The following is a 26,194-nucleotide window of genomic DNA, read 5'->3' as shown; positions in this document are numbered from 1 at the left end:
CTGCGTCCCGGGCGACGGGTGTAAGCCGAACCGTAGCCGGAGTTGTGCTGTTCGATCCGGAGAGTCAGATCGGTTGTGCTGCCGACATAGAAGCTGCCGTCAGCACACTCGAGGATGTAGGTCCACGCCATGACCCGACGCTCACCGCGTCGTTCTTCGCGGAAACCCGACGCCCCCGAGCCTGGGGATCACCGCGTGATCTCGGTGCGCAGACGTTCCATGGTCATCGAGGAGCGAGCTCCAGCGAGCGTCACGAGATGCCCGTGCCCACCTCCGCCAGGTCCCCACAGAGGTCTCGTGACGCCCGCTCGTCCCTCGCGGGCTCCTCGACCACCAGAAGGCATCCCGGCCATCGAGGCACGGGCAGGACCACAGGTCATCGAGGAGCGAGCGCCAGCGAGCGTCACGAGATGCCTGTGCCCACCTCCGCCAGGGTCCCACACAGGTCTCGTGACGCCCGCTCGTCCCTCGCGGGCTCCTCGACCACCAGCGAGAAATCGGTGGTCGGCGGATGGAACCTTCGGGGCGGGTGGGGCCGTCGTAGGTTCAGCACACCCCGATCAGGAGAGCTCGTGGACCCAGACAACGAAGCGGCGTACGCCGATTACGTCGCCCAGGCCTGGCCGTCACTGGTCCGCGCCGCGGTCTTCCTCGGCGCGCGACCGCACGAGGCCGAGGACCTGGCGCAGACGACACTCGTGCGCTGCTACACCGGGTGGGACCGGGTGTCGTCGGCCGACAACCGGGAGGCCTACGTCTACCGGATGCTGCTCAACGGGCTGCGCGACGTGCGACGCACCCGCTGGTGGAAGGACCGGCAGTACGACGCCTCGCCGCTCGAGGACCAGCCCCGGGCCACGCGCTCCGGTCACGCCGGCGACGCCGCCGAGCGGATCGCGATCGCCGACGCGGTGCACCGCGCCCTCGGCTCCCTGACCAAGCCCAACCGCGACGTGGTGGTGCTGCGCTACTTCGTCCAGCTCAGTGAGCGGCAGACCGCCGACGTGCTCGGCGTCCCCGCCGGCACCGTGAAGAGCCGGCTGTCGCGCGCCCTGGCCCACCTGGCCGCCAACGACCATCTCATCGACCTGTCCGGAGGAAAGTCATGAGCGACCTCGAGAAGATGTGGGACGACTACCCCGCCGGCAAGCCCCCTGTCGACGCGATCCTCGCGAAGGCCGGCGCAGGCAGCGCTGGCGGCTCGGGCAGCGCCGGCGGCGCGGGCAGCGCCCGACGCCGCCTGGTGACCCGACCGGTCCTCACCGCCGCCGCGGCGACCGCGCTCGTCGGCGCATTCGTCACGGGCACGCTGGTCGCCGGCGGCGACGGCCCCGGTGGCGACGGCGGTCCCGGCAGCGGCGACCTCCCGCAGCGGGTTGCCTTCCAGGCCGACCTGGCCCCGGCGAAGTCGTGCGACGACCTGCTCGAGACCTACGTCGAGCGGGCGCTGCCGCTGGTGTCGGCCTGGGGCTGGGGCAACGGGGTCTATGACAGGCTCCACCTCACCGGTGACGTGTTCCTTCGCGATCTGGCGACCGCTGCGCAGTCCGAAGCGGCCGATGGCACGGCACTGAAAAGCAGCTACCGCGCCCCCACCCCCCAGACCGACCGCCAGGTCAACAGCGACACCGGCACCAACGTGCAGGAGGCGGCGGTCGACGAGCCCGACACGGTCAAGACCAACGGCGAGCTGCTGCTGACGGTGCGCGACGACGAGCTGGCGACGTACGACGTCACGGGCGACTCCACCGAGCAGCTCTCCTCGCTCGCCCTGCCCGGCATCGCCGACGCGGAGATCGTGCTGAGCGGCGACACCGTGGTCGCGATCGGCGTCGACGACACCGGCGCGGACGCGAGCGGCACCCGCGTCCTCGGCATCTCGATCGCGGACCCGGCAGAGCCGGAGATCACCTCCGACGTGCAGTACGACGCCGCGCTGGTCTCCGCCCGTCAGCACGGCGCCGACCTGCGGCTCGTCCTCTCCTCGGGCCTGCCCGACCTCGACTTCGTGGCGCCGGGCGACAAGGTCAGCCCCGCGAAGGCCCAGCGTGACAACCGCACGCTGGTGGAGGACTCGACCATCGAGGACTGGCTGCCGACCATCACCGCCGGCACCCCGGACGAGGCCGGCACGGCCGCGCAGCTGCTCGACTGCACCGAGGTCGCGATCCCGTCGGACGACCTGTTCGTCGGCACGACCAGCGTGGTCGGCTTCGATGCCGGCACCACCGGGACGGTCGACGCGATCGGCCTGGCCGGCGAGATCGGCATCGCCTACGAGTCCGCGGACCACCTCTACCTCGCCACCGACGGCGGCTGGGGCTCGACGATGTGGCCCCGCTGCATCGACTGGTGCGACATGGGCTCCCCCACCCTCGACCACTCCCCCAGCGGCGTCTCCCACGTCTTCGACTTCGAGCTCGACGGCATCACCGCGACCCACGTCGCCTCGGGGAAGGTCGAGGGCTCGATCCGCGACCGCTGGTCGATCGACGAGGCCGACGGCATCCTGCGCGTGGCCGTCGGTCCCACCAGCGAGACCGGAAACTTCAACTCCGTCGTCACCCTCGAGCGCAGCGGCCAGCGCCTCGTCGAGCACGGCCGGCTCGACAACCTCGGCGTCAACGAGGACATCAAGTCGGTGCGCTGGTTCGACGACCTCGCCATCGTCGTCACCTTCCGCCGGATCGACCCGCTCTATGCGATCGACCTCACCGACACCGCGACGCCGCGACTGCTCGGCAAGCTGAAGATCCCCGGCTTCTCCTCCTACCTGAACCCGCTCGGCGAGCTGCGCATGGTCGGCGTCGGCGAGGGCCCGAACCCCGACGGCCGCGGCTGGGGCGCGCAGATCGCGCTGTTCAACGTCCGCGACGTCACCAACGTGCGGCAGATGAACGTCCACCACTACCCGCGCGGCTCCGAGGCCCGCGCCGCCGTCGACCCGCGCGCCTTCACCTGGCTGCCCGACCAGCGGATCATCCTGACCGTCGTCGAGCGCTGGACCGGCGGCCGCCGCGTCGGCTACGTGTCGGAGGTCAAGGTCCGCGAGGGCAAGCTGCTCGAGCGCTTGGTGCAGGTGGAGTACGGCAACGACGTCGACCACGTCCGCGCCGTCCCCATGCCCGACGGCCGGGTCGTGGTGGTCACCGGCGAGGACGCGGAGTTCTTCGAGCTCTGACCCCGCACCTCCGTCGTCGAGTAGCCCGTCGGTCGTCAAGCCACCCGTCGGTCGTCGAGTAGCCCGCGAGGAACGAGCGGGCGTATCGAGACGCGGCGCGGCGGTGCCGGGACCGGCCCGGTCCGGTGTGCGGGCTGCGGTCGTCTCGATACGCGGCTCGCTGGCGCTCGCCTGCTACTCGACGAACGAAGGGCGCGCGGCGGCGAGGGCGGGCAGCCACTCGCTGGTGCCGGCCTCGACGCGGTGGGTCGCCAGGTCGTCCCCACGGGTCGCGCCGCGGTTGACGATCACGACCGGGATGCCGCGCTGGGCGGCGCGGCGCACGAAGCGCAGGCCGCTCATCACGGTGAGGCTGGAGCCGGCGACGAGCAGGGTGCCGTCGCGGTCGGCCAGCGCCTCGACGGCGGCGAAGCACCGCTCGACGCGCGGCTTCGGGACGTTCTCGCCGAAGAACACGACGTCCGGCTTCAGCGGTCCGCCGCAGTCGGTGCAGGCGGGCACCACGAATCCCGTCGTGTCGTCCAGGTCGACGTCGCCGTCGGGTCGCACCTCGACGTCCGCGTGCCGACCGGCCCAGCCCGGGTTGGCGTCCTCGAGGCGCTGTTGCAGCGCGGTGCGCGGCGTCGTACGACGGCAGGCGAGGCAGACGACGTCGGCGATCCGTCCGTGCAGGGCGACCAGGCCGGGTGTGCCGACCGCTTCGTGCAGGCCGTCGACGTTCTGGGTGATGACCAGGTCGGCGCCGAGGGCCGCGACGGCGCGGTGTCCCGGGTTGGGATCCGCGCGACGCATCCGGCTCCACCCGAGGTGGCTGCGCGCCCAGTAGCGCTGCTGCGCGAGCGGACCCGACACGAACTCCTGGTAGGTCATCGGCATCCGCGCGGGTGCCTGCGGGCCGCGGTAGTCAGGGATGCCGGAGTCCGTGGACAGCCCGGCGCCGGTCAGCACGACCAGCGGGCCGGCGGCGCACCGCTCGAGCGCGGCGCCGACGAGATCAGGCGCCGTAGCGGAGTCGGGCACGTTCGCGCGCCTTGGCCGCCTCGGTCTCACGATCCTTCGGCGGGGCCGTGGTGACGAGGTCGTCGATGAGGTGACGGGTGATGTGGGCGATCTCCGCGACGGCCTGGTCGAACGCCTCCTGGTTGGCCTGGCTCGGCTTGGTCGTCCCCGACACCTTGCGCACGAACTGCAGCGCCGCCGCCGTCACCTCGTCGTTGGTGGCCGGCGGCTCGAAGTTGTTGAGCGGGCGGATGTTGCGGCACATGGCTCAACCGTACGCCGCTGCGGCGACCCTCAGCCCTTGAACGCCGGTCGCTCCTTGGCGAGGAAGGCGCGCACGCCCTCGGCGAAGTCGGCGCCGCCATAGACCTCGCGCAGCAGGTCCTCCTCGCCGGCGATGGAGGACTCGGCGGGGCGGGCGCGGGAGATGAGCTGGTGCTTGGTGGTCTCGATCGTCACCCGGGACGCCTGCGCGATGCCGTCGGCGAGCGCGGCGATCTCGGCGTCGAGCGCGGTGGCGTCGTCGACGACGGCGGTCAGGGCGCCGGCGTTGTAGGCGCGCTCGGCCGCGACGAGCCGGGAGGCGAGGAGCATCTCGCGGGTGAGGGACTCGCCGAAGATGGCCTGGCAGCGATAGAGCACCGTCCCCGACAGGGCGTTGCCCAGCGTCCGGGCGATCGGATAGCCGAACCTCGACGCAGAGGTCGCGACCCGCAGGTCGCAGTGGGTGGCGACGGCGAGACCGCCGCCGACGCAGACCCCGTCGACCGCAGCGATGGTCACCTGCGGCAGCGCCCAGAGCCGGTCGAACATCTCCCGGATCCAGTTCTCGTAGTCGACGGCGTCGGCCTCGAGGAAGTCGCTGATCTCGTTGCCTGCAGCGAATGCCTTGCCGCCCGCGCCCCGGAGCACCACGACCCGCATGCCCCGGTCGCGGGCCGTGACGTCCCACAGGTCCCGCAGCCGCAGATACATGTCCTTGGTGAACGCGTTGCGGCGCTCGGGGCGGTTGAAGGTCACCTCGAGCACACCGGCACCCAGCCGGTCGCGGTCGATCAGCAGGTCGTCAGCACTCACCCGCCGAAGCGCAGTGACGCCGAGCCTCGGGCTTCACGCGAGGTAGATGAGGGCCACCCCGGCGAGGCCGATCAGCCAGCTGGTGAAGCTGCCGATGAGGAAGTACTCCGTCACGTCGCTCGGCCCCTCCTTCACCCCCGCCTGGATCTCCGGGAACCGGAGCAGTCCCTTGGCGGCCACGACGATCGCTGCGGCGGTGACCTCACCGATGTGGCCGAGACCGACGATGAAGATCCGCTCCATCGGTCCGAGCAGGCGTCCGCCCTTGAGCCGCTTCTCGTTGGTGACCGCGGGCACCCCGACCGCGTCGAGGACGAGGCGCACCAGCAGGTTGCCGGTTGCGAGCTGGAGCAGGACGGCGCCCGCCGAGACCATGACGTCGGCAGCCGGCCAGTGGCCGAGGGCCGTGTCGCGCAGCCACGTCGGCCACTCGACCCACGGCTCGAGGGCACCGACCCCGAGCAGGCTGATCGCCGCGCCGACGCCGAGGGAGGCGAAGGCCGCCGTACGCCAGCCGCGGGCGGCCGGGCCACCGACGGCGAGGGCCGCGGACGTCGCGACGACCCAGCCGGTGTGGGCGGCGACGAGCCCCACCAGCAGCGCGATCGCGCCGAGCCCGGAGTCGCCCGCCCACAGCAGGAAGGTCCCGAGGAGGACGGCTCCCGTCGCGACCACGGCGAGCTGGCGACGGCCGCTGACCGGGCCGTGGTCGGCGCGGCCGAGGTCGCCGAGGCCCACCGCGGCGAGGAAGGCGCCGAGGACCATCAGGCTCATCGGGGCGCTCCTGACGACAGCATGCGATGAGCCTCTCGCACGGCGCCGACGCCGCGGGCGACCTGCTGCGAGACCGCGCCCTCGCTGATGCCCTCACGACGGGCGAGCTCGCGCTGGGTGAGGCCGCACAGCAGGCCGTCCAGCAGTCGCCGACCGCGATCGTTGAGCCGGTCCACGAGACCGTCGCGGGCGAGGAGGAAGGCATTGATCTGCCCGACCTGCCCGGCGGCGACGGGATCAGAGGTCCCCGACGGCTCTCCGGCGTCGTACCAGCTGCGCGCCGTCCGGCGCCGTCCCAGCTCCTCGACGGCCGCGCGGGCCGCCCACCAGCCGGGTCCGTCCTGGAGGAGGGGGCGGCGGGTGGCGTCGTGCACGGTGATCTCGCCGTGGCCGAAACCGCAGCGCACGTCGATCGCGGGCAGCAGCCGCAGGCGGACGAGGAGCCCGGCGAGGAGGGCGGTCGCGAGGTCGTCGGCCCCGCCCTGGAACTCGTCGCCGATGGTGGCGTGCAGCGGTTGGCTCATCGGTGGATGAAGCGGGTGCTCGGCGAGGTCGTCGTTGACGCTGACGAGCACGTCGCCGAGGCGCTCCTGGGCGGCCGCCCGGTCGGGCAGGCGACGGGAGTCGACGAGGTCGCCGATCACGGTGAACACCGCTTCAGTCTATGACTGAAGTAGATCGATGTTAAGTCTGACGCTGAATCTCGGCGATCTGAAGCCCTCGGCTTCACTCCACGGCCACCGGCGGGGGTCCCACCCAGGCGCGCAGCAGGTCGCGCGCCGGCGTTCGCACACTCAGCCCGCCGAGCGCGACGCCGAGCGTGTTGGCCACCGCGTCACGCACGTCCATCACCCGGTCGCTCGTCAGCGTGCCCTGCGCCACCTCGAGCACGACGCCGACCGCGACCAGCGCTGCCAGCGCGAGCAGCAGCGGGCGACCGGCCCGGAAGACCTGGACCGCGACGAGCGCCAGCGCGCCATAGACGAGCAGGTGCTGCCACTTGTCGCTCTGCGGTACGTCGGGGGCCGGCGGCGGTGCGGAGAGCGACAGCCACGCGACGACGCCGATCAGGAGCAGCCACGCCCCGAGCCACACCAGCGGCCAGCGCAGGTCCTTCACCGCTGGGCCGCGCCGCGACGCTCGCTGACGAGCACGGCCGCGACCACGCCGGCGACGGCACCGAAGAGGTGGCCCTGCCACGAGACGCCCGGCTGACCGGGGAGCACGCCCCACAGCACGCCGCCGTAGACGAGGAAGACGACGACGCCGATCGCGATCTCGCCCGGCTTGTGGTCCACGAAGCCCTGCACGATCAGATAGGTCAGCCAGCCGAAGACCAGGCCGGAGGCCCCGATGTGCACGGAGTTGCCGCCGGCGACCAGCCACACCGCCAGCCCGCCGAGCAGCCAGATGACGGCGGTCGCGATCAGCCCGCGGCGCAGACCGGAGGCGAGGACGAGGAAGCCGAGCACCAGCGCCGGCACGGTGTTGGCGATCAGGTGCCCCCACCCGCCGTGCAGCAGCGGCGCGGCGACGATCCCGAGGAGGCCCTCCGCCGACCGGGGCTCGATCCCCCAGCCGTCGAGCCGGTGGGAGGCGAGGACGTCGACGACCTCGATCGCCCACAGCACCACGACGAATCCCGCCGTCACCACACCGGCCACCTGCCACTCGGGGCGGCTGCGCGTCGTCGTACCCATGGCGGACAGTGTGGCGCACCCCTGGTCCCTCACCGCTGGTGGTCGAGGAGCCCGCGAGGAACGAGCGGGCGTCACGAGACCCCGGTGGTCACCTCCGCAAGGTCCGCACAGGCATCTCGTGACGCTCGCTGGCGCTCGCTCCTCGATGACCGATGGTCCTGCGCACACTCCTCGATGACCGATGGTCCTGCGCTCGCTCCTCGATGACCGAACATCAGCCCCAGAAGGCGACCCAGTACTGCACGCCGAAGGGCGCGTCGTCGTAGAGGACCTCGGCGTCGGTCAGGGCGGGCAGGATGCCGAGCATCCCGGTGTCGGCCCACAGCTCGTCGGCGAGGGCCGGGTCGATCCCGGCGAACGACGTGCGCAGGCCCTCGTCGAAGGCCTCCGCTCGCGGGTCGAAGTGGCCGGGCGCCTTCTCGGTGCGCTTCGCCGAGCCGTTGCCGACCACCAGCAGGCCGGTCTCGTCGTCCTCGACGACCAGCCCGCCGGCCTGCCAGACCAGCTGGCTGCCGACCCGCTCGGCCGACGGTCCGGAGGCGAGGACGCGGACGCGGGGACCGAGCCGGCCGATCGCGGTCGCGCAGGCCGCGCGCAGCTCGGCCACCGGGTCCTCCAGCGAGGCGTGACGCTTCAACAGGGCCGGGACGCCCGGCACGAGCACGGTCCTCACTGCAGCCCCCGGATCGCGCGCAGCGGCGGGCGTCGGCCGGCGATCGACCAGACCATGTCGACGGTCTGCCGGGTCTCGAGGACCTGGTGGACCCGATAGATGCGGGCCCCGGCGAGCGCGCAGACCGAGGTCGCGGCGAGGGTGCCGATGAGCCGCTCGCCGACCTCGAGGCCCAGGGTCTCCCCCACGAAGTCCTTGTTGGACAGCGACACCAGCACCGGCCATCCGGTCGCGACCATCTCGTCGAGCCGTCGGGTCAGCTCGAGGGAGTGGAAGGTGTTCTTGCCGAAGTCGTGGGCCGGGTCGATGACGAGCGAGTCCCGCTCGACCCCGGCGGCCAGCGCCCGCTCCGCGTAGGCGACCGTATCGGCGATGGCCGCGGCCACGACGCCGCCCGGCCCGTCGTACTCGATCCGATAGGGGCGGGTCCGCGGCGTGACACCGCCGGTGTGGGTGCAGATGAGGGCCGCGCGCCACTGGGCGGCGACGTCGACCAGCTCGGGGTCCGCGCCACCCCAGGCGTCGTTGAGGACGTCGGCCCCGGCGGCGCACACGGCGTCGCCGACCTCGGCCCGCCACGTGTCGACCGAGATGACCAGGTCGGGCCAGGTCTCCCGGACCCGGGCGACGAAGTCGACGACGCGGGCCTTCTCCTCCGCCGGGCCGATCTCGACGCCCGGCGCGGCCTTGATGCCGCCGATGTCGACGATCTCGGCGCCCTGACCGACGACCTCGGCGACGCGCGCGAAGGCGGCGTCCTCGGCCCAGGTGGCGCCCTTGTCGAAGAACGAGTCCGGGGTCCGGTTGACGATCGCCATCATCAACGGCTGGTCGTCGGCGAACGTGTGGCGTCCGAGCTTCAGCACAGGTACTCCCTCGCGGCAGGTCGCTCCTCGAGCGGTACGACGGCCTCGATCGGCGTGAGCCCGCGACCGTACTGCCGCAGCACCGGCGCCTGGCTCGCCGCGCACCAACCGAATTTGTCCTCTTGGGCACCATCTGACGACAAATTCGGTTGGTGAACCGCACCAGCCACCCGCGCCAGGGCGGCCGCCATGATCTGGGTGGCCATCCCCCCGAGGTCGCGCAGCGCCTGGTGCCGGTGGGCGCGGACGCCGAGGTCGACCTGGGCGATCGCCTCGGGGCCGGCGGCGCGGACGGTGTCGACGAGGGCGGCCAGCTCCACGGCATAGCCGGTGGGGACCGACAGCCCGGCGAACCAGTCCCGGCGGATGGCCCACTCCCCCGCCAGGGGCTGCACGAGGTCGCCGAGCTCGGGAAACAGCAGCGCGATCAGGGGGCGCGCGACGAGCTCGGTGACCCGGCCTCCCTCGAGCGGGCCGTCGGCGCCGGGGCGCTCGTAGAAGCCCTTGACCAGCTGGACGTCGGGGTCGGTCAGCAGCGGACCGAGCAGGCCCGGCACGAAGTGGGTGTCCCAGTCGTGGAGGTCGGCGTCCATGAAGACGATCAGGTCGCCGGTGGTCACGAAGAGCGACTTCCACATCGCCTCGCCCTTGCCGGGGTGGGTGCCGAGGTCGGGCCGGATCTCGGCGGAGCGGTGCACCCGCGCGCCCGCCTCGGCGGCGATCGCGAAGGTGTCGTCGTCGGAGTCGCTGTCGATGACGACGACCTCGTCGACGAGGTCCACGGTCTCCATCAGCGCCTCGCGCACGCGGCTGACGACGGCGCCGACGGTGGCCGCCTCGTTGCGGGCGGGGACCACGAGACTGACGGTCGATCCCTGCTGTCCCTTGGCTCCCAACAGCCCCGCCAGGGACCAGTCGTCCCAGTGGGCTGCGCGGATCGCCCGGGTCGACATGGTCGCCAACCTACCGGCCGGGAATCAATGGCCCCGAGCGGTCCCACGGCGCCTCCGACGGTGTTAATGTCGAAGCTTCTCGGGAAAGTCCGTGGGCGCTCCCTCCCCCCTGGAGTCTCGACATGACCATCCGCAGGATGCAGCGCAAGATGCGTTGCCTGTTCAAGTACGGCCCGCGCCGGTGCCCTCACATCGAGCGGCACTCGCGTCGACGAACGTCACCGGCTCATCACCGGCACGTCGACGAGCCCGACGGGCCACCGCTGCTCCGACATGCGCTCCCGGTCGTGCCACCGGCCGGGGCCGTCCGTCACCCGGATCCGGGCCGGGGCTCGATCATCGCGTGAGCCACGCGCGCACGCCCGCGACCAGGGCGCGGGCGTAGCGACCCTGCCCGGCCGAGGTCGCCATCACGGCGCCCTCCCCGGCGTCGCGCATGTTGCCCAGCTCCACCATCACTGCAGGGATGTCGGAGCGGTTGAGGGTGCCCAGGTCCGTCCTGACGTCGACGCCGTCGACGCCGCGGTACGTCGACGGGTGCCACCCTCCGGCGACGAGGGCATCGCGCACGTCGTCGGCGAGGACGGCAGAGTCCGCCTCGATGTCGTCGGTCCAGCCGTCGAGCCCACCGGGACGGATGACGTGGAAGCCGGTGGCGGCGTCGCCCCGAACCCCGTCGGCATGGATGCTGATCCGCACGTCACCGACCGGGCGCCCCTCACCGGGATTGCCGATCGAGCCCCGCACGTCGACACAGGGCCCCCACTCCTCGTCACTGTTGCCGTCGCGGGTCATCACGACCCGGGCACCGAGCCGTCGCAGCATCGACCGCATCCGGGTCGCGACCTCCCAGGTGAAGGTCGCCTCCGGGAAGCCCGCGTCGGTCGCGGTGCCCGTGGTGTTGCAGGCCTTCTCGAAACCGCCCGCGTCGACCGGGTCGTTGATCTCGCCCCCGTGATGCCCGTTGCCGAGCTGGTGACCGGGGTCGAGGACGACCACCATGCCGGTGAGCGGCCGTGCCGGGACGGCCGGCGAGAGCTCGACGCCCCGCGCGGACGCCGACGACGTCGCAGACGGTGACGCGGGCGACGTACCTCCCGGGTCGGTGTCCGTCGCACAGCCGGCCAGGAGGAGCAGCCCGACGAGGAGCCCGGTCATCGAGGAGCGAGCGCCAGCGAGCGTCACGAGATGCCTGTGCGGACCTGGCGGAGGCGACCACAGAGGGTCTCGTGACGCCCGCTCGTTCCTCGCGGGCTCCTCGACCACCACCGAGGGGGTCATTCGTAGCCCAGCACGTCCTTGCGCTTCTCCCCCCACGCGAGCGCGGAGGAGATGGCGTCGTCGAGCGACTGCTCGGTCTTCCAGCCCAACAGCTCGTGGGCCTTGTCGGCGTTGGCGAAGGCGCCGGCAGCGTCGCCGGGGCGCGGCGGCGCCTCGGTCACGGGGACGGGGCGGCCGACGACCCGCTCGACGGCGGCGAGCAGCTCACGGACGGTGACGCCGTCGCCGGCGCCGAGGTTGATGTAGGCGAAGGGCGCGTCGACCTGCTCCAGGACGTGGTCGAACTCCTCGATGGCCCGCACGTGTGCCTTCGCGAGGTCCCAGACGTGGATGTAGTCGCGGATCCCCGTGCCGTCGCGGGTGGGGTGGTCGGTGCCGGTGATGGTGAAGGTGTCGCGGTAGCCGAGCGCGGTCTGCGCCATCAGCGGCACGACGTGCGTCGCGTCCTTGAGGTGATAGCCGGTGTCGAGGTCCGGGTCGGCGCCGATCGGGTTGAAGTAGCGCAGGATGATCGCGCGCAGGTCGCTCGCCCGCGACAGGTCCTCGAGGACCATCTCCATCATCCGCTTGGTCCGGGCATACGGCGAGGTCGGGTCGACCGCGTCCTCCTCGGTCACCTCGAACTCCGGGGTGAGCGCATAGAGCGAGGCGGTGGACGAGAACAGGATGCGGGGCTTGCCGAGCCCGGTCAGCGCGTCGAACATCTCCAGCGACTTGCCGACGTTGTCGCGGTAGTAGATGTAGGGCTGCTCCACCGACTCCGGTACGACGATCCGGGCGGCCATGTGGATGGTCGCCTCGATGTCGGGATGCTCGGCGACGACCCGGGCGAGCAGCTCCCGGTCGGCGATGTCGCCCTCATAGAAGATGCGGTCGCCGACGTACTGCCGCGGGCCGCTGAGCAGGGAGTCGAGGATGACCGGGACGTGGCCGGCCTCCTCCAGTGCCTTCGCGGTGATCGAGCCGAGGTAGCCGGCTCCGCCGGTGACGAGGACCTTCATGTGACCAAGACTACGGGGCCCGAACAGTTAAGGATTCGCGTTCTTTGGCCGCATCATCGGCGCCGCGCTCCCCGTCGAGCAGCTGCGGGAGGAGACCGACGCCGGGATCCCCGTGCTGGGCCCGACGAGCGACCTCGTCACGCTGGCCCGCTCGCAGGGCGCCGACACCATCTTCCTCACCGGCGGTGTGACCGCGTCCGCGGAGGACATGAAGGAGCTCGGCTGGGAGCTCGAGCAGCACCGGATCAACCTGGTGATCGCACCGAGCCTGACCGACATCTCGCAGGACCGGATGCGGGTCCGCCCCGTCGGCGGGCTCCCGCTCATCCACGTCGACCACCCGCGGTGGGCGCAGGCCGGCCGGATCAGCAAGCGGGCGTTCGACATGGTCGGCTCCGCGACCCTGATCGCGATGCTCTCGCCGATCCTCCTCTTCATCGCGGCGCGGGTCTGGATCTTCGACCGTGGCCCGCTGATGTTCCGCCAGCCGCGCGTGGGCCGCAACGGCGAGACGTTCGACTGCCTGAAGTTCCGCACGATGGTCACCGACGCCGAGGACCGGCTCGCGGCGCTGCAGGAGGAGAGCGGCAACGTCCTGCTCTTCAAGATGAAGGACGACCCGCGGATCACCAAGCCCGGCAAGTGGCTGCGTCGCTTCTCCCTCGACGAGCTGCCGCAGCTCTTCAACGTGCTGCGCGGCGACATGAGCCTGGTGGGCCCGCGTCCGCAGGTCCAGCGCGAGGTCGACCTCTATGAGGGCGGCATGTCGCGCCGCCTGTTGGTCCGTCCCGGCATGACCGGCCTGTGGCAGGTGTCGGGGCGCAGCGACCTGACGGCCGAGGAGGCCATGCGGCTCGACGTCTACTACGTCGACAACTGGTCGATGGTGCAGGACCTCAGCATCCTCGCCCGCACCATCACCGCCGTCGCGAGCTCCCGCGGCGCGTACTGACCCGGCCATGGTGCCGCTGGCACCCTCGGATCCGATAACGTGTCGGCTCCCCCGACCGGAGGTTCCATGCTCGTCCTCAGCTGTCCGACCCAGTCCTACGACTGGGGCTCGATCGACGACATTCCCGGCTTCCAGCGCCGCGAGGGCGACGGCAAGCCGGTCGCCGAGGTGTGGGTCGGCACGCACCCGCTGGGCACCGCGACGATCCTCGGCCCCTCCCACTCGGGCGAGCCGCTGACGGAGGTCTCGGGCGAGCTGGGCCTGATGCTCAAGGTGCTGGCGGCCAACCAGCCGCTCTCGATCCAGGTGCACCCCAACTCGGCGCAGGCACGCGCCGGCTTCGCGGCCGAGGAGGCCGCCGGCGTCGCGATCGACGCCCCCGAGCGGGTCTACAAGGACCCCTATCCGAAGCCGGAGATGGTCTACGCCCTCTCCACCTTCGACTCACTCGTCGGCTTCCGCCCCACCGCCGAGATCCTGCGCCTGCTCCTGCCGATCCAGCACCCGGTCACCAACGCGCTGGCCAAGGAGCTACGCGGCAACCCCGGCTTCGCCGGCATCGTCAAGCTCGTCGAGGGCCTGCTCCTCGACCCGCCGAGCGCCGACGCGGTCGCCGAGGTGGTCGAGGGCTGCCGTCGCGCGCTCAGCGAGGGCATCGACATCAAGCGCGCCTACGCGACCGCGCTGGAGATCGCCGACTACTACCCCGGCGACGTCGGCGTCGTCGTCTCCCTGCTCCTCAACCGGCTCACCCTGCAGCCGGGCGAGGCCGCCTATCTCGGCAGCGGCATCATCCACGCCCACCTCTCCGGCATGTGCCTGGAGGTGATGGTCTCCTCCGACAACGTGCTGCGCGCGGGCCTCACCAGCAAGCACGTCGACCCGGCCGGCCTCGTGCAGTGCCTCGAGGAGGGCATGTCCCGCGTCGCGCGGGTCACCCCGCAGCTGTTCGGTACGTCGACCGACGTCTTCGCCCCGGGCCGCGACTTCGCCCTGTCGGTGACCCAGAGCTCGCAGGCCGACCCGGGTGGCGTCGTACTCCCCGCGAGCGGGCAGCGCCTCCTCGTCTGCACCGGCGGCGAGGTCGCGCTCATCAACGAGCGCGAGGAGATGATCCACCTCCGCCGCGGCGACGCCGGCTATGCCGACGCCGGCGACGGCGAGATCCGGGTCATCGGCACCGGTGAGGTCGCCCAGGCCTACAGCCCGGACGGCGCCGCCGGCCGCCTCGACGACCTCATCTGATCCCGGTGGTCGAGGAGGTTGCGCAGCGACCGTCTCGACGACCGAAGAGACGCTCAGCGGCGGCGCAGCCCCGACAGAGCGGGGCGCACGTCAGCGAGGTAGACGCAGGCCGCGACGGTGGCGGCGAGGTTGATGATCGAGAAGTCGATGCCCAGCCATAGCGCGAGCTGCAGGCCGACACCGGCGCCGAGGATCGCCGACCAGGTGGTCTTGGTGAGCTTGTCGGCCGCGACGTAGGACTCGGCGGAGAAGACGAGGGCGCTGACGAGGGCAACGATCTTGATGATCAGCAGGGCGTAGGCGACGCCGAAGTTGATCCACAGCTCGGCATTGCTGACTGCCGGCACGAATCCCCCACCCATGCCGCACAGCCTACCGGCCTCCGGTGGTCGAGGAGCCCGCGAGGAACGAGCGGGCGTCACGAGACCCCAGTGCGGACCTCGTCGAGGTGACCACAGACATCTCGTGACGCTCGCTGGCGCTCGCTTCTCGATGACCTGTGCAAAAACACCACGACCCCGGGCTCATACCCCGGGGTCGTGGCGTGGCCGTCTCAGGGACGGCGGAGAGCGTCAGCTCACTTGGCGGCAGCCTTCTTGGCCGGAGCCTTCTTCGCAGCAGCCTTCTTGGCCGGAGCCTTCTTGGCGGGAGCCTTCTTCGCCGGGGCCTTCTTGGCGGCGGGCGCCTTCTTGGCCGGGGCGGGGGCCGGGGTCTCGCCGGAGCGGAACTTCACGACGACGCCCTCGCCGCGCTTGGCGAGGTCGGCGTAGAGCGCGGTGGCCTTGTCGAGGTTCTCGTCGTAGGCGGCCTTCGCGGAGGTCTGGACCTTGGTCGGCAGGGCCTTGGCGTCAGCCTGGAAGTCGGCGATGGTCGCGGTGGCCTTGTCCTGCAGCGACTTCGGCTCGGGGAGCTCGAAGCCCTTGGCCTTGGCCTGGACGGCCTCGACGCGGTCGGTGACGTCCTTGCGGACCTCGGTCACCTTGGCGGTCACCTTGGACTGCACGTCGGCGACGTAGCCGCGGACCTTCTCGACGGCCAGGTCGGTCGCGCCGACGGTGGCGTAGACGGGCTTCGCGGCGACCTCGGGGACGTCGGGGAGGTCGATCTTCTTGAGGTCGATCTTGGGGATCTCGACCTTGGGGATCTCGATCTTGGGGAGCTCGAGCTTCGGCATGGAATTCATCCTTCGTTGGTGACGGTGTTCGTCTCGGTGGTGATCGGCGCGTCCTCGTGCGCCAGCTCTTCCTCGGTCGCGTCGGTGGACTCCTCGGAGTCCTCCGCCTCGGCCGCGTTGAGCGCGAGGAACGATGCATAGACATCGAGGAGCGACTGCTTCTGCCGCTCGGTCAGACCGGTGTCGCCCAGAATCGCGAGCTCGACCGATCCCCCCACGCCGTCGTCCGGGCTGAGGATCCCGGCCCGGACATAGAGCTGCTCTGCGGAGATCCGCAGGGCCTTGGCGATCTGCTGGAGCACCTCGGCCGACGGCTTGCGGAGTCCACGCTCGATCTGGCTGAGGTACGGGTTCGAGACGCCGGCCTGCTCGGCGAGCTGCCGCAGGGACAGACGGGACGAGACCCGCTGCTCCTTGAGGTAGTCGCCCAGTGACTCGACGGTCTTGCCGACCTTGCCCATTGCCATGTCCACCATGATGCTTGCAATAGTTAGCAAACTGCAAGCAGGCAGCACGTGAGGTCCTTCACACGAGGTGCGAGGACCGCAGCGACAGGCTCCGCCGATCAATCTGCAAAAGCAGATCAACTCACTCGACTCTGTACGATCACGCACGTGTCGACTCCGCCCGTTCCCCAGCACTGCCCGACGCCTCGGGAGCTGGACGACCTCGAGCTGCTGACCTCCGGCGCGGCCGGTCCCATCGTCGGGTTCAACGAGCCGGGCAGCCCGATCACGCTGGCGCTCCCGGACGCGATCGTCGCCCACCTCGACGAGGGCCACCCCGTGGAGATCGTCGACCCGGAGGGTCTGCCGCTGGCGCTGATCCGAGAGACCCTGCGGGGGTTGAGCGTCGAGCCGCTGACGCACGCCCAGTTCGGCCCGTTCCGGCGCCTGCACCTGGCGCCCGACGTCGCCCGCCAGCAATACGGCGGCCGCGTCGTCGTCCCGGTCACCGACCTGATCACCGACGCCCAGCTCGCCCAGCTCCGTGGCCTGGGACCGGTGCTGCTGGCCGCCCTCGTCGGCGTCGGCCGTCCGGCGGTCTCCCCCGTCGGCCTGCTGCGGTCAGCCCAGCGCGTCGCGTCGCTGATCGACGCGGAGGTCGTCGCGATCCCGCTCACCGACCACGGCCGCCCCGAGGACGAGAAGCTCCGCTCCTCGGTCCTGGCCTGGTATGCCGGCGCCGACCCGATCGTCGAGCTCGTGCAGGGCGGCTCCGTGATCCCTGAGCTGGCCGACATCGCCGCGCAGGAGCACCCGGAGCCCGCCGACCAGGGCTTGGTCCTCTTCTTCACCGGTCTGTCCGGCAGCGGGAAGTCGACGCTGGCGCGAGCCCTGATGGACCGCATCCTCGAGCAGGGCCAGCGATCGTTGACGAGCCTCGACGGAGACGTCGTACGACGGAACCTGTCGGCGGGACTGACCTTCTCCAAGGAGGACCGCGAGACCAACATCCGCCGGATCGGCTGGGTCGCCGCGGAGATCGCTCGGCACGGCGGGCTCGCGGTCTGCAGCCCGATCGCGCCCTTCGACGAGACCCGCCAGCAGGTGCGGGAGATGGTGGAGAGCGCCGGCGGCCGCTTCTTCCTCGTCCACGTGGCCACGCCGTTGGAGGAGTGCGAACGCCGCGACCGCAAGGGCCTCTATGCGAAGGCCCGTCGCGGCGAGATCCCCGAGTTCACCGGCATCTCCTCCCCCTATGAGGAGCCCGAGGACGCCGACGTCCGCGTCGACACCACCGGCCGCACGATCGACGACGCCCTCGAGGACGTGATCGCCGCGCTGCGCACCGAGGGCCTGATCGACGTCGACTCCCCAGTTCGTCGAGGAGCGAGCGCCAGCGAGCGTCACGAGACGCCCGCAGCCACCTCTCCTGTTCGTTCGTCGAGTAGCCCGCGAGGAACGAGCGGGCGTATCGAGACGCCCGCAGCGGCCGCTCCCAGCCCGCCTTCCCCCCTCCGCGTCCTCTTCATCTGCACCGCCAACATCTGCCGCTCGCCCTACATGGAGCTGCGGGCGCGGGCACTGACCGGCGCGAACGACCGGATCGAGTTCATCAGCGCCGGCACGCACGGCTTCCGGGCCCACGCGGTCGACGAGACGATGGCGGAGTCGCTGCGCGCGCGGGGGGTGAGCACCGAGCTGATCGACTCGTTCGCCAGCCAGCGCCTGACCCGCGAGCTGATCGCCGGCGCCGACCTGGTGCTGACGGCGGAGGCCTCGCACCGGGAGTACGTGCTGGAGGAGGTCCCCAACGCCTTCCGCAAGGTCTTCACCCTCGGCCAGTTCGCCGAGTCGGTGGCGCGGGTGGACGCGGACCTCAACGGTCGCGCGCTGGTGACCGCGGTGGGTCACCGCCGGGCCGGCGCCAGCGACCACCATGACATCCGCGACCCGTTCCGTCGGGGACGGACCGCCGCGGACGCATCGGCGGACCAGATCGATGCTCTCTTCGATGCCGTGCTCGGGCGCCTGACCGGACCCGAGGCGGACGACTGATGGATCTCCTGACCTGGACGGCGCTCTCGATCGCCGCCGCGGGCTTCTTCGTCGGCATCGTGGTCGGTCTGACCGGGATGGGCGGCGGCGCGCTGATGACGCCGGCCCTGATCTTCCTGGGCGTGGGCCACACGGCGGCGATCGTGACGGCGGACCTGACCGCGGCCGCGGTCTACAAGACGGGCGGGGCGATCACCCACGCCCGCGAGGGCTCGCCCAACCTGCGGTTGGCGGGGTGGCTGATCGCGGGATCGGTGCCGATGGCGTTCGCCGGTCCGTGGCTGGTGAAGTGGCTGACCGACGATCCGGACCAGCTGGAGTCGGCCCTCAAGCTGTGTATCGGCATCGCGCTGCTGTTCGCTGCGTCGACCTATGCGCTGCGGCTCTACATCAACCTGATCCGCGTACGTCGTGGCGGCGCGGAGCCCGACGACAACCCGCGCATCCGGCCGGTCCCGACGCTGCTCGTCGGGATGCTGGGCGGGCTGCTGGTGGGCGTGACGAGCGTCGGCTCGGGCTCGGTCATCATGATCGCGCTGCTGATGCTCTATCCGGGCCTGTCCGCGGTGAAGCTGGTCGGCACCGACCTGGTGCAGGCGGTGCCGCTGGTGCTGAGCGCGGCGATCGCCAACATCGCGATCCACGGCCTGGACTGGGAGCTGGTGATCCCGCTGATCGTGGGCTCGGTGCCGGGCACGCTGCTGGGCGCCCGGCTGGCGCCGCGGGTGCCGCAGTCGGTGATCCGGCGGGGCATCGTGATCGTGTTGACGATGTCGGGGGTGGCGCTGCTGTTCAAGGCCGGGCTGCACCCCTACGGCGAGGGGCACGACACGCTCGAGGCCGTGACGGTCGCGGCGGTCGGCGTGGCGATGCTGGTCCTGGTGCCGCTGGTGTGGGGGATGTTGCGCAAGCGACACGGGCTGCCGGCTTTCGGGGCGCCGTACGTCGCGGAGATCGAGGACTACGGCAAGCGGACGCCGAGCAGCGCCCGCAAGGGCGTCAGCTCGTAGCCTCGGCGCGGGCGAGGCCTCGTCCGACGAGGACGGCGAGCGGCAGCTGGACGGCGAGCCATCCGGCCACCGCGATCATCAGGGCGCTGTCCATCGTCGATCCTTCCTGCCGCTCCGGGTGTCATTCGGAGTGATCGGCAGCTCGGATGGGAACCTGCGGGGTTGCCCGGAGGTCAGGCCGCGTGCGGTGCCGGCATGGGCCCGAGGCGTGCGATCCGGGCCCCGGGTGGTCTGGTCCACACGGGGCGTCCGGTCGCCGGGTCGATGGCGACCGTCCATGGACTTCGATGGATGGTCGTGTGGTGATGTCGGCAGAGCATGATGAGGTTGGCGAGACTGGTGACTCCGCCGTCTGCCCAGTGGACGATGTGGTGGGCGTCGCAGGCGAGCGGGAGTCGGCTGCAGCCGGGGAAGGCGCAGTGGCGGTCGCGGAGGACCAGCGCGTTCCAGAGGGCGGGTGTCACGAGGCGGTGGCTGCGGCCGACGTCGAGCACCTCGCTCTCGGAGCCGAGGACGACGGGCAGGATCTCGGCGTCGCAGGCGAGCCGGCGTACGACGCCCGCGCTGAGGAGCTGGCCCGAGCCGAGACGACCCTGGTCGTCGATCGGGACGAAGTTGGTGTCGGCGAGGTCGCGGCGCAGCCGCTCGTGGTCGATAGTCACGACGATCCGGGGCCGGGCGCCGTGGTCGTGCGGGAGGTCGTCGGTGGCACGGGCCCGCTCGGCGAGCTCGACGAGGGCGTCCCAGAGTCGGACTCCGTGCTCGCGGGGGTCGCTGCCGTCGTGGGCGCATCCCGGCTCGGGGCAGGACGAACGAGCGATCGGCTGGCCGTCGTCGTCGAGGATCGGCGCGCCCGGCACGTGGGGCACCCCGCCGCAGGCCCCTGGCTCGCTCGCGACCGGCGCAGACAGCGGCATGAGGACCGTCTTGATGCGCTCGACGTCCTCGATCGTGGCGTAGCCCCGCACGCTGACGCCGCCGTGGATGTCGTTGGTGAACGAGAGGAACCGGTTGGCATGGGCGTTGCGCTCGTTGCGCGCCCGGTCCGCCTCCAGCGACAGGATCGACCCGTCGGGGTCGTATTCACGAACCGCGGCAGGGACGCTCGTGACGAGATCGCTCGCGTCCAGCCCCTGGGTGGCCTTCTCGACCAGGATGCCGGCGATGTCGCTGCGGATCTCCTGCTCCAGCGGAAACCGGGAGACCTGGGTGGCGATGGCTCGTGTCTGGTCCATCGAGATCCGGCCCTCCTCGAGCGCCTCCTTCACCGCCGGAAGGTGGCGAAGCCGACCTGCCGTCCGGATGATCCCGCTGCCGGATCCCTTGTGCCCACCCGTCATGTGGGTGAGGAAGTCCTTGACCGAGGCCCAGCCGAGCTCCTGGACGGCATCACACTCGCCGAGACGATCGGCGACGGCCAGCAGGGACGCACCGAGCATGGCCTGCGCCCGCGCGATGTCGGCGACCATCGCCGGCAGGTCGTCGCTCGGGACCGCCGACCAGTCGGTGGCGACCAGCTCGCCCGCGGCAGCCGCGACTCCGGCCGCGCGCAACGACCCGGCGGGCGGGTCGTCGTGGGCGATCGGGGAGTCCATACGATGGATATTAATAGAACTGGTGTTCGAATGCAATACCTAGGTCACCCGGTTCTCCGTCCACTACCTTGAGCCCGTGCAGCTCATCGCCGGCGATCCCGCGGACTACCTCGGCGAGGACGAGATCGTCGATCACTCCCACCCCGCCATCCGTGACCTCGCACGCGAGCTACGCGGCGCGTACCCGGACGACGTCGGCTTCGGGCGGGCGGCGTTCGAGCACGTGCGGGACGAGGTGTCCCACTCCTGGGATGCCGAGGACCCCCGCATCACCGTCAGCGCGTCGGAGGCCCTGGAGCAGGGCACGGGCCTCTGCTACCCCAAGGCACATCTCCTGGCCGCACTGCTGCGGGCCGATGGCATCCCGACGGGGCTCTGCTATCAGCTGCTGACCGACGACGAGTCCACCTTCATGCTCCACGGCCTGGTGGCCATCCACCTCGAGGGCTCGTGGCATCGCCAGGACCCGCGCGGCAACAAGCCGGGCGTCGACGCCCAATTCCGTCTGGACACGGAGCAGCTCGCCTGGCCCGTGCGTGTCGAGCTCGGCGAGCAGGACTATCCCGAGGTCTTCCCGGAGGCGAACCCTCGGGTCATCGACGCATTGAGGAACGCCGCCGACCTCACGGACCTCTACCTGCGCGGGCTTCCTGCCGAGCTCTGAGGCCGCTGCGACGCCCGTTGCGGCGCGTCAGAGCGCGGCCGCCGGCACCGATGTCCTCGGACATCGCGTGCCTGACCTAGTCAGATGCGGCGCGGTCCGCGCTCGATGGCGAACGGCTGGGTGTGCGTCGCCGCGTGCGCGAGACCGAAGGTCACGGCAGCGGCAGCGGCCACCCAGGCGGCGCCGAGGCTGAAGAGGATCTCCATGGTTCGACGGTACGCCGAACCGGCAACTCAATACCTCCGACGATGAGACCGTTCTCCATAGTTCGAACGAGTCAGGAGAGGAGCGGCGCTGCAGGACGGATGCGTGCCCTCAGCACGGGGCGTCGTCGACCAGGACCGGGGAGCCGTCATCGTCGATGTCGACGACGTACGTCAACTTGTCGACGTCCGTGAGGTATTCGCCGTCCAACGCCTCGAGCGACGACGGGTAGCTCCCGTTGGCTGCGTAGTACGCCTCAGCGGCAGTCGCGACGGTGCTCTCCTCCACGAGGCAGTCCTCCTCGCTGCCGGGATCGTCGTCCGAGCCATCGAACTTGTCGCTGATCGATGACCTGTCGTCGTTCGTTGACGCCCGATCATCATCGGCCTCACGGGCGTCGTCGCCGCAGGACGACGAGGCGAGGGCGATCAGCAGGAGAGCCACCGTGACGGACGAGCGCATAGCCGTGATGCTGGCAGACGACCGCCTTCCACGTCCGCCAGCAGATCCGATGTCCCCCGCAGGGAGGGCTCAGGCGGCGACCGCCCGCCAAGGGTCCGCCCCGAGATGACGACCCGCAACCCCGCCGGTTGATCAGATGCGGGTCCACTGCTCGGCGAGGCGCTTGCAGATGGCGCGCTGCTGCGCCTCGTCGAGGCCGTGGGTGAGCAGGCCTTCGACAGCGAAGACGCCGATCCGGACCTCGGCTTCGATTCCTTCGCGGTCAATGCCGCTCTGCTCGAGGACGGCGCGGAACATGCCTTCGGTGACGGCATGAAAGTTGGTGTGCCACTCGTAGATGGCCGGCGAGTGTGCGGCCCGGCTGTGGACGGTCGTCACCAGCCGATGCATCTGCTGGAGTCGTTGCACCACCCAGTTCAGCTGCTCCTCGAGAGGGTTGGCAGCGACCTGCTCGTAATCGGCGAGAGCCTCCCCGAACACGGCGTCGAGGACGGCAAGGAGGATCGCGTCCTTGTCGTCGAAGTACCAGTAGATGGTGTTGCCGGCCACACCTGCCGCCTTCGCGAGACTCGCCATCGAGGTGTCCTCGTAGCCCTGCTCCACGAAGAGGCGTCGAGCGACAGCGATCAGGTCGGCGCGCTTCTCCTCACGCTCCTGATGATGTCTCGTCGCCGGCACGTGGAGAGCCTACCGATCTCTTGAACGAAGTTCTAGAAGACTGTTGATCGTGATTCAAGGCGCTGCTACCGTGTCGTCTTGATCGGCATTCAACTAAGGAGCAGGGAGAACGCCCTTGAGCGGCTATACACGCGAGGACGTCAAGATCGACTCGCACGGAACGGCCTGCGCGGCATGGTTGTACCGTCCGACCGGCGCGGAGAACCCGCCGATCATCGTGATGGCCCACGGCTTCGCGGCGATCCGGGCGCTCCGTCTCGACGCCTACGCTGAGAAGTTCGCCGAAGCCGGCTACGCGGTGCTCGTCTTCGACTACCGCGGGTGGGGCGACAGCGAGGGCGAGCCGCGGCGGGTGCTCAACATCCGCGCCCAGCACCAGGACTGGCGCGCCGCCGTCGCCCACGCCCGCAGCCTCGAAGGTGTGAACACCGCCAAGGTCGTGCTGTGGGGCACGTCCTTCGGCGGCGGCCACGCGCTGCACCTGGCGTCCGCGGATCACGCCGTGGCGGCGGTCATCGCGCAGGTTCCGCACATCAGTGGTCCGGCGTCCGCGTTCTCACAGCCGCCGAGCCTCGTTGCGCGACTCGTCGCCGCCGGCGCGCGCGACCAGCTTCGCGCGATCACCGGGCGGCAGCCCTACAGGGTCCCCGCGGCTGGGTACCCGGGCGAGGTCGCCATGATGACCTCCCCCGACGCGGCGCCGATGGCCATCCGCCTAGCCGGGGACCGCTACGAGGAGCTGCTCGACCAGAACGACGTCGCCGCGCGCATTGCGCTGCGGGTGCCGTTCTACTCCCCGGGCCGCCGTACCCCGCGGGTCATCGCGCCCACCCTCGTCCAGATCGCCGAGCGCGACACCGTCACGCCTTTTCAGGTCGCGTTGAAGGCCGCCAAGCGGCTGCCCCGAGGTGAGGTCCGGACCTACGACTGCCAGCACTTCGAGCCCTACCTCGACCCCTACTTCGACACCGTGATCGCCCACCAGATCGAGTTCTTGGCGACGCATGTGCCGCCGGCTCAGTGCTGACCGACCCTCCTCGCCACCAGGACCACCAAGGGACGACCGATGACGAACCAAGCCACTCAACAAGGCTCTCGCAGGTGTGACCCGTCCCCTCCCGCTCAGAGCCCAGTACGTGCTCGGACGGGAACTCAACCCCTTGGCCTAGCCTCTGACGCACTCGCGCCGAGCTCGGCGCCCCTAAATGGGCGAAAGGCCATCGTTTCCCACCGCCGAGCCGTGCGGACTCCCGTCACGCCGCCGCTGGCGGTCGAGTGGCGTCAGTAAGCCGTTCGGACCTCACACCGCGCCACGGCGCTGCCGTCAGGTCAGGCGGCGGACGCCCGCCACCAGCCCGCGGCGCTCACTACGCTGGCGTCGGTCTTCTCTCCACCGAACGGGCCGACGAAGTCGGCGTAGCCGGGCACGTTGTCGCAGGTGAAGGAGCCGGCGAAGGTCTCGGCCGTGAGCTCGGCGAGGGTCACGGTGCAGGCGGACGGGTCGGGGGCGGAGTAGTAGCGCTGCTCGATCTGGAGGCCGATGCCGCCGGGCACCGCTCCGAGCGCGAGGGGCTCGTCGCCCTCCTCGACGTAGGAGGCGATGTCGACGGTCAGGCCGAGGTCGACGTCCCCGAGGTCGACGTAGATCTGGGTGTCCTTGCCGGCGACCTCATAGCTGCCGACGGCGGCCGCCTCGTCGATGACGACGCACTCCGACGACCCGTCGGAGAGCTCGTACTGGATCGCGAAGGAGCCGATCACGTAGTCGCCGTACGTCGACGCGGGAGCGAACTCGCCCTCGTCCAGGGCGGCGCAGGGTCCGTCGACGCCCTTGTCCGCGTCGGGCGACTCATCGTCACCGCTGCATGCGGTCAGGGGCAGGGCTAGGAGGGTGAGCGCAGCGAGGGCTGCCATCCGCTGCGTCGTCATGGCCCGAGGGTTGCACAGCTGGCCGCGTCGGCGCGACGGATCCGGCGTGCGGTCAGTCACGTCCGTAGATGTCGCGGGTATAGACCTTGTCCTCGACGTCGGCGAGCACGTCGGTGCGCCGATTGGCGATGATGACGTCGGCGCGACGCTTGAACTCGTCGAGGTCGCGGACCACCTCGGAGTGGAAGAAGGTGTCCTCCTCCAGCTCCGACTCATAGATGATCACCGGGATGCCCTTGGCCTTGATCCGCTTCATCACGCCCTGGATCGACGACATCCGGAAGTTGTCCGAGCCGGCCTTCATGATGAGGCGATAGACGCCGACGACCTCGGGCTCGCGCTTGACGATGTCGTGGGCGACGAAGTCCTTGCGGGTGGTGTTGGCGTCGACGATGGCGCTGATCAGGTTCTGCGGGACGGAGAAGTAGTTGGCTTGCAGCTGCTTGGTGTCCTTGGGCAGGCAGTAGCCGCCGTAGCCGAAGGACGGGTTGTTGTAGTGCGTCCCAATCCGTGGGTCGAGCCCGACGCCCTCGATGATCTGGCGCGAGTCGAGGCCGAGCGTGGCCGCATAGGTGTCGAGCTCGTTGAAGTACGCGACGCGCAGCGCCAGGTAGGTGTTGGCGAAGAGCTTGATCGCCTCGGCCTCGGTCGATCCGGTCAACAGGACGGGAACCTCGCGGTCGTGTGAACCCTCCGCGAGCAGGGAGGCGAACGCCTTTCCCTCGGCGGTCTCCGAGCCCACGATGATGCGCGACGGATGAAGGTTGTCGTGGAGGGCGCGACCCTCGCGGAGGAACTCGGGGCTGAACATGATCGACGCGCCCGGGTGCTTCTTGCGAAGCCTGTCGGTGAAGCCCACCGGGACCGTCGACTTGATGACGATGGACGCGCCGGGGTTGATAGCGAGCGCCTCTGCCGTGACCGTCTCGACCGTGGTGGTGTCGAAGTAGTTCGACTCCTCGTCATAGTCGGTCGGGGTCGCAACGACGACAAAGTCGGCGTTCGAGTAGGCCGCCTCCCGGTCAAGTGTGGCCGTGAGGTTGAGCGCCTGAGTGGAGAGGTACTCCTCGAGCTCGGCGTCAATGATCGGAGACTTCCGGGCATTCACGAGGCCGACTCGGTCAGGGTCGACGTCGAGCGCCCACACCTCGTGGGACCGCGCCAGGATCACCGAGTTCGACAACCCGACATAGCCGGTTCCCACTACTGCGATCTTCACGTTTCCCGAGCGTAGGCGCGAAAAAAGGCGCTTTGCCTGGCATCGGCAAAGCCTTC

Annotated in this window: 30 protein-coding genes; 8 read left to right on the top strand and 22 right to left on the bottom strand. The window is 70.6% G+C overall.

Features of this window, described 5'->3' with window-relative positions; genetic code table 11:
- Window positions 1–131, bottom strand: a 131-nt coding sequence (locus E9934_RS16990) for a GIY-YIG nuclease family protein (protein WP_158295048.1), incomplete at its 3' end; no start/stop codon positions are given.
- A 441-nt stretch (window positions 132–572) separates the two neighbouring features.
- Here E9934_RS16990 and E9934_RS16985 point away from each other — a divergent pair.
- Together E9934_RS16985 and E9934_RS16980 are read left to right on the top strand one after the other, a co-directional pair.
- Entirely contained in the window at window positions 573–1,109 is a 537-nt protein-coding gene (locus tag E9934_RS16985; protein ID WP_202977368.1) for a SigE family RNA polymerase sigma factor, read from the top strand.
- Window positions 1,106–3,181, top strand: coding sequence for a beta-propeller domain-containing protein (locus E9934_RS16980; RefSeq protein ID WP_136564089.1), 2,076 nt, complete (start codon window positions 1,106–1,108; stop codon window positions 3,179–3,181). Before E9934_RS16985 ends, E9934_RS16980 begins: the two co-directional genes overlap by 4 nt.
- A 174-nt stretch (window positions 3,182–3,355) precedes the next feature.
- Here the strand turns inward: E9934_RS16980 and E9934_RS16975 are convergent, their stop codons facing one another.
- From E9934_RS16975 to galE, 12 genes are all read right to left on the bottom strand, one after another.
- Entirely contained in the window at window positions 3,356–4,201 is an 846-nt protein-coding gene (locus E9934_RS16975; protein ID WP_193556921.1) for a Sir2 family NAD-dependent protein deacetylase, read from the bottom strand.
- Window positions 4,176–4,445, bottom strand: coding sequence for a DUF2277 domain-containing protein (locus E9934_RS16970; protein WP_136564087.1), 270 nt, complete (start codon window positions 4,443–4,445; stop codon window positions 4,176–4,178). Before E9934_RS16970 ends, E9934_RS16975 begins: the two co-directional genes overlap by 26 nt.
- Before the next feature lie 29 nt (window positions 4,446–4,474).
- Window positions 4,475–5,257, bottom strand: a complete 783-nt coding sequence (locus E9934_RS16965) for an enoyl-CoA hydratase-related protein (RefSeq protein WP_136564086.1) — start codon at window positions 5,255–5,257, stop codon at window positions 4,475–4,477.
- Window positions 5,258–5,290: 33 nt separating this feature from the next.
- The gene (locus tag E9934_RS16960) at window positions 5,291–6,031 is read right to left on the bottom strand and encodes a hypothetical protein (protein WP_202977367.1); all 741 of its coding nucleotides are present in this window, start codon (window positions 6,029–6,031) and stop codon (window positions 5,291–5,293) included.
- Window positions 6,028–6,684, bottom strand: coding sequence for a SatD family protein (locus E9934_RS16955; RefSeq protein ID WP_136564085.1), 657 nt, complete (start codon window positions 6,682–6,684; stop codon window positions 6,028–6,030). The genes E9934_RS16960 and E9934_RS16955 overlap by 4 nt, the downstream gene beginning before the upstream one ends.
- A gap of 73 nt (window positions 6,685–6,757) precedes the next feature.
- Window positions 6,758–7,150, bottom strand: a complete 393-nt coding sequence (locus E9934_RS16950) for a VanZ family protein (RefSeq protein ID WP_136564084.1) — start codon at window positions 7,148–7,150, stop codon at window positions 6,758–6,760.
- Entirely contained in the window at window positions 7,147–7,731 is a 585-nt protein-coding gene (locus E9934_RS16945) for a rhomboid family intramembrane serine protease (protein ID WP_136564083.1), read from the bottom strand. The genes E9934_RS16950 and E9934_RS16945 overlap by 4 nt, the downstream gene beginning before the upstream one ends.
- A gap of 214 nt (window positions 7,732–7,945) precedes the next feature.
- Window positions 7,946–8,404, bottom strand: coding sequence for a class III extradiol ring-cleavage dioxygenase family protein (locus tag E9934_RS16940; RefSeq protein ID WP_136564082.1), 459 nt, complete (start codon window positions 8,402–8,404; stop codon window positions 7,946–7,948).
- Window positions 8,401–9,270, bottom strand: coding sequence for a dihydropteroate synthase (gene folP / locus E9934_RS16935; protein WP_238695027.1), 870 nt, complete (start codon window positions 9,268–9,270; stop codon window positions 8,401–8,403). Before folP ends, E9934_RS16940 begins: the two co-directional genes overlap by 4 nt.
- Complete coding sequence (locus E9934_RS16930; RefSeq protein ID WP_136564081.1) at window positions 9,264–10,223, bottom strand: glucosyl-3-phosphoglycerate synthase; 960 nt, start codon at window positions 10,221–10,223, stop codon at window positions 9,264–9,266. The genes folP and E9934_RS16930 overlap by 7 nt, the downstream gene beginning before the upstream one ends.
- A gap of 336 nt (window positions 10,224–10,559) precedes the next feature.
- The gene (locus tag E9934_RS16925) at window positions 10,560–11,408 is read right to left on the bottom strand and encodes an N-acetylmuramoyl-L-alanine amidase family protein (RefSeq protein WP_238695026.1); all 849 of its coding nucleotides are present in this window, start codon (window positions 11,406–11,408) and stop codon (window positions 10,560–10,562) included.
- Between the two features lie 92 nt (window positions 11,409–11,500).
- Entirely contained in the window at window positions 11,501–12,505 is a 1,005-nt protein-coding gene (galE, locus tag E9934_RS16920) for a UDP-glucose 4-epimerase GalE (protein WP_136564080.1), read from the bottom strand.
- A 52-nt stretch (window positions 12,506–12,557) separates the two neighbouring features.
- Between galE and E9934_RS16915 the strand changes: the two genes are divergently transcribed.
- Entirely contained in the window at window positions 12,558–13,457 is a 900-nt protein-coding gene (locus tag E9934_RS16915) for a sugar transferase (RefSeq protein ID WP_136564079.1), read from the top strand.
- A gap of 66 nt (window positions 13,458–13,523) precedes the next feature.
- Complete coding sequence (manA, locus tag E9934_RS16910) at window positions 13,524–14,702, top strand: mannose-6-phosphate isomerase, class I (protein WP_136564078.1); 1,179 nt, start codon at window positions 13,524–13,526, stop codon at window positions 14,700–14,702.
- Between the two features lie 53 nt (window positions 14,703–14,755).
- On the opposite strand, the gene E9934_RS16905 is transcribed toward manA, so the two are convergent.
- From E9934_RS16905 to E9934_RS16895, 3 genes are all read right to left on the bottom strand, one after another.
- Entirely contained in the window at window positions 14,756–15,064 is a 309-nt protein-coding gene (locus tag E9934_RS16905) for a DUF2516 family protein (RefSeq protein ID WP_136564077.1), read from the bottom strand.
- Window positions 15,065–15,279: 215 nt separating this feature from the next.
- Window positions 15,280–15,876 carry a hypothetical protein gene (locus tag E9934_RS16900; RefSeq protein ID WP_136564076.1) on the bottom strand — a complete coding sequence of 199 codons (597 nt, stop codon included), beginning with the start codon at window positions 15,874–15,876 and terminating at the stop codon, window positions 15,280–15,282.
- Between the two features lie 5 nt (window positions 15,877–15,881).
- Window positions 15,882–16,343 (bottom strand): helix-turn-helix domain-containing protein, encoded by a 462-nt coding sequence (locus E9934_RS16895; RefSeq protein ID WP_136564075.1) that lies wholly within the window; start codon window positions 16,341–16,343, stop codon window positions 15,882–15,884.
- A 147-nt stretch (window positions 16,344–16,490) separates the two neighbouring features.
- Here E9934_RS16895 and cysC point away from each other — a divergent pair, with 147 nt between their 5' ends.
- Both cysC and E9934_RS16885 read left to right on the top strand, forming a co-directional pair.
- On the top strand, window positions 16,491–18,377 hold the full coding sequence (cysC, locus tag E9934_RS16890) for an adenylyl-sulfate kinase (RefSeq protein WP_136564074.1): 1,887 nt from the start codon (window positions 16,491–16,493) through the stop codon (window positions 18,375–18,377).
- A complete protein-coding gene (locus E9934_RS16885) occupies window positions 18,377–19,387 on the top strand; it encodes a sulfite exporter TauE/SafE family protein (RefSeq protein ID WP_238695025.1) in 1,011 nt (336 codons plus the stop codon). Before cysC ends, E9934_RS16885 begins: the two co-directional genes overlap by 1 nt.
- A gap of 173 nt (window positions 19,388–19,560) precedes the next feature.
- Here E9934_RS16885 and E9934_RS16880 read toward each other — a convergent pair whose 3' ends face one another.
- A complete protein-coding gene (locus E9934_RS16880; protein WP_136564072.1) occupies window positions 19,561–20,982 on the bottom strand; it encodes an HNH endonuclease signature motif containing protein in 1,422 nt (473 codons plus the stop codon).
- Between the two features lie 76 nt (window positions 20,983–21,058).
- Here E9934_RS16880 and E9934_RS16875 point away from each other — a divergent pair, with 76 nt between their 5' ends.
- Entirely contained in the window at window positions 21,059–21,646 is a 588-nt protein-coding gene (locus E9934_RS16875) for a transglutaminase domain-containing protein (protein WP_136564071.1), read from the top strand.
- Between the two features lie 80 nt (window positions 21,647–21,726).
- Here E9934_RS16875 and E9934_RS20505 read toward each other — a convergent pair whose 3' ends face one another.
- The 3 genes from E9934_RS20505 to E9934_RS16865 all read right to left on the bottom strand — a co-directional run bounded on the left by E9934_RS20505 (window position 21,727) and on the right by E9934_RS16865 (window position 22,990).
- A complete protein-coding gene (locus E9934_RS20505) occupies window positions 21,727–21,852 on the bottom strand; it encodes a hypothetical protein (protein WP_275106646.1) in 126 nt (41 codons plus the stop codon).
- Window positions 21,853–21,961: 109 nt separating this feature from the next.
- Entirely contained in the window at window positions 21,962–22,312 is a 351-nt protein-coding gene (locus E9934_RS16870) for a hypothetical protein (RefSeq protein WP_136564070.1), read from the bottom strand.
- A 132-nt stretch (window positions 22,313–22,444) separates the two neighbouring features.
- Window positions 22,445–22,990, bottom strand: coding sequence for a TetR/AcrR family transcriptional regulator (locus E9934_RS16865; protein ID WP_202977366.1), 546 nt, complete (start codon window positions 22,988–22,990; stop codon window positions 22,445–22,447).
- A 115-nt stretch (window positions 22,991–23,105) separates the two neighbouring features.
- On the opposite strand from E9934_RS16865, the gene E9934_RS16860 reads away from it, so the two are divergent.
- Window positions 23,106–24,017, top strand: a complete 912-nt coding sequence (locus E9934_RS16860) for an alpha/beta hydrolase (RefSeq protein ID WP_136564069.1) — start codon at window positions 23,106–23,108, stop codon at window positions 24,015–24,017.
- 302 nt (window positions 24,018–24,319) lie between these two features.
- Here the strand turns inward: E9934_RS16860 and E9934_RS16855 are convergent, their stop codons facing one another.
- The gene (locus E9934_RS16855) at window positions 24,320–24,919 is read right to left on the bottom strand and encodes a hypothetical protein (protein ID WP_136564068.1); all 600 of its coding nucleotides are present in this window, start codon (window positions 24,917–24,919) and stop codon (window positions 24,320–24,322) included.
- Between the two features lie 52 nt (window positions 24,920–24,971).
- Window positions 24,972–26,138, bottom strand: coding sequence for a nucleotide sugar dehydrogenase (locus tag E9934_RS16850; RefSeq protein ID WP_136564067.1), 1,167 nt, complete (start codon window positions 26,136–26,138; stop codon window positions 24,972–24,974).
- Between the last annotated feature and the right edge of the window lie 56 nt (window positions 26,139–26,194).

The sequence above is a fragment of the Nocardioides caeni genome (assembly GCF_004912195.1).
GTDB classification, from domain to species: Bacteria; Actinomycetota; Actinomycetes; order Propionibacteriales; family Nocardioidaceae; genus Nocardioides; species Nocardioides caeni.
This window is presented reverse-complemented; position numbering and strand designations above follow the sequence as displayed.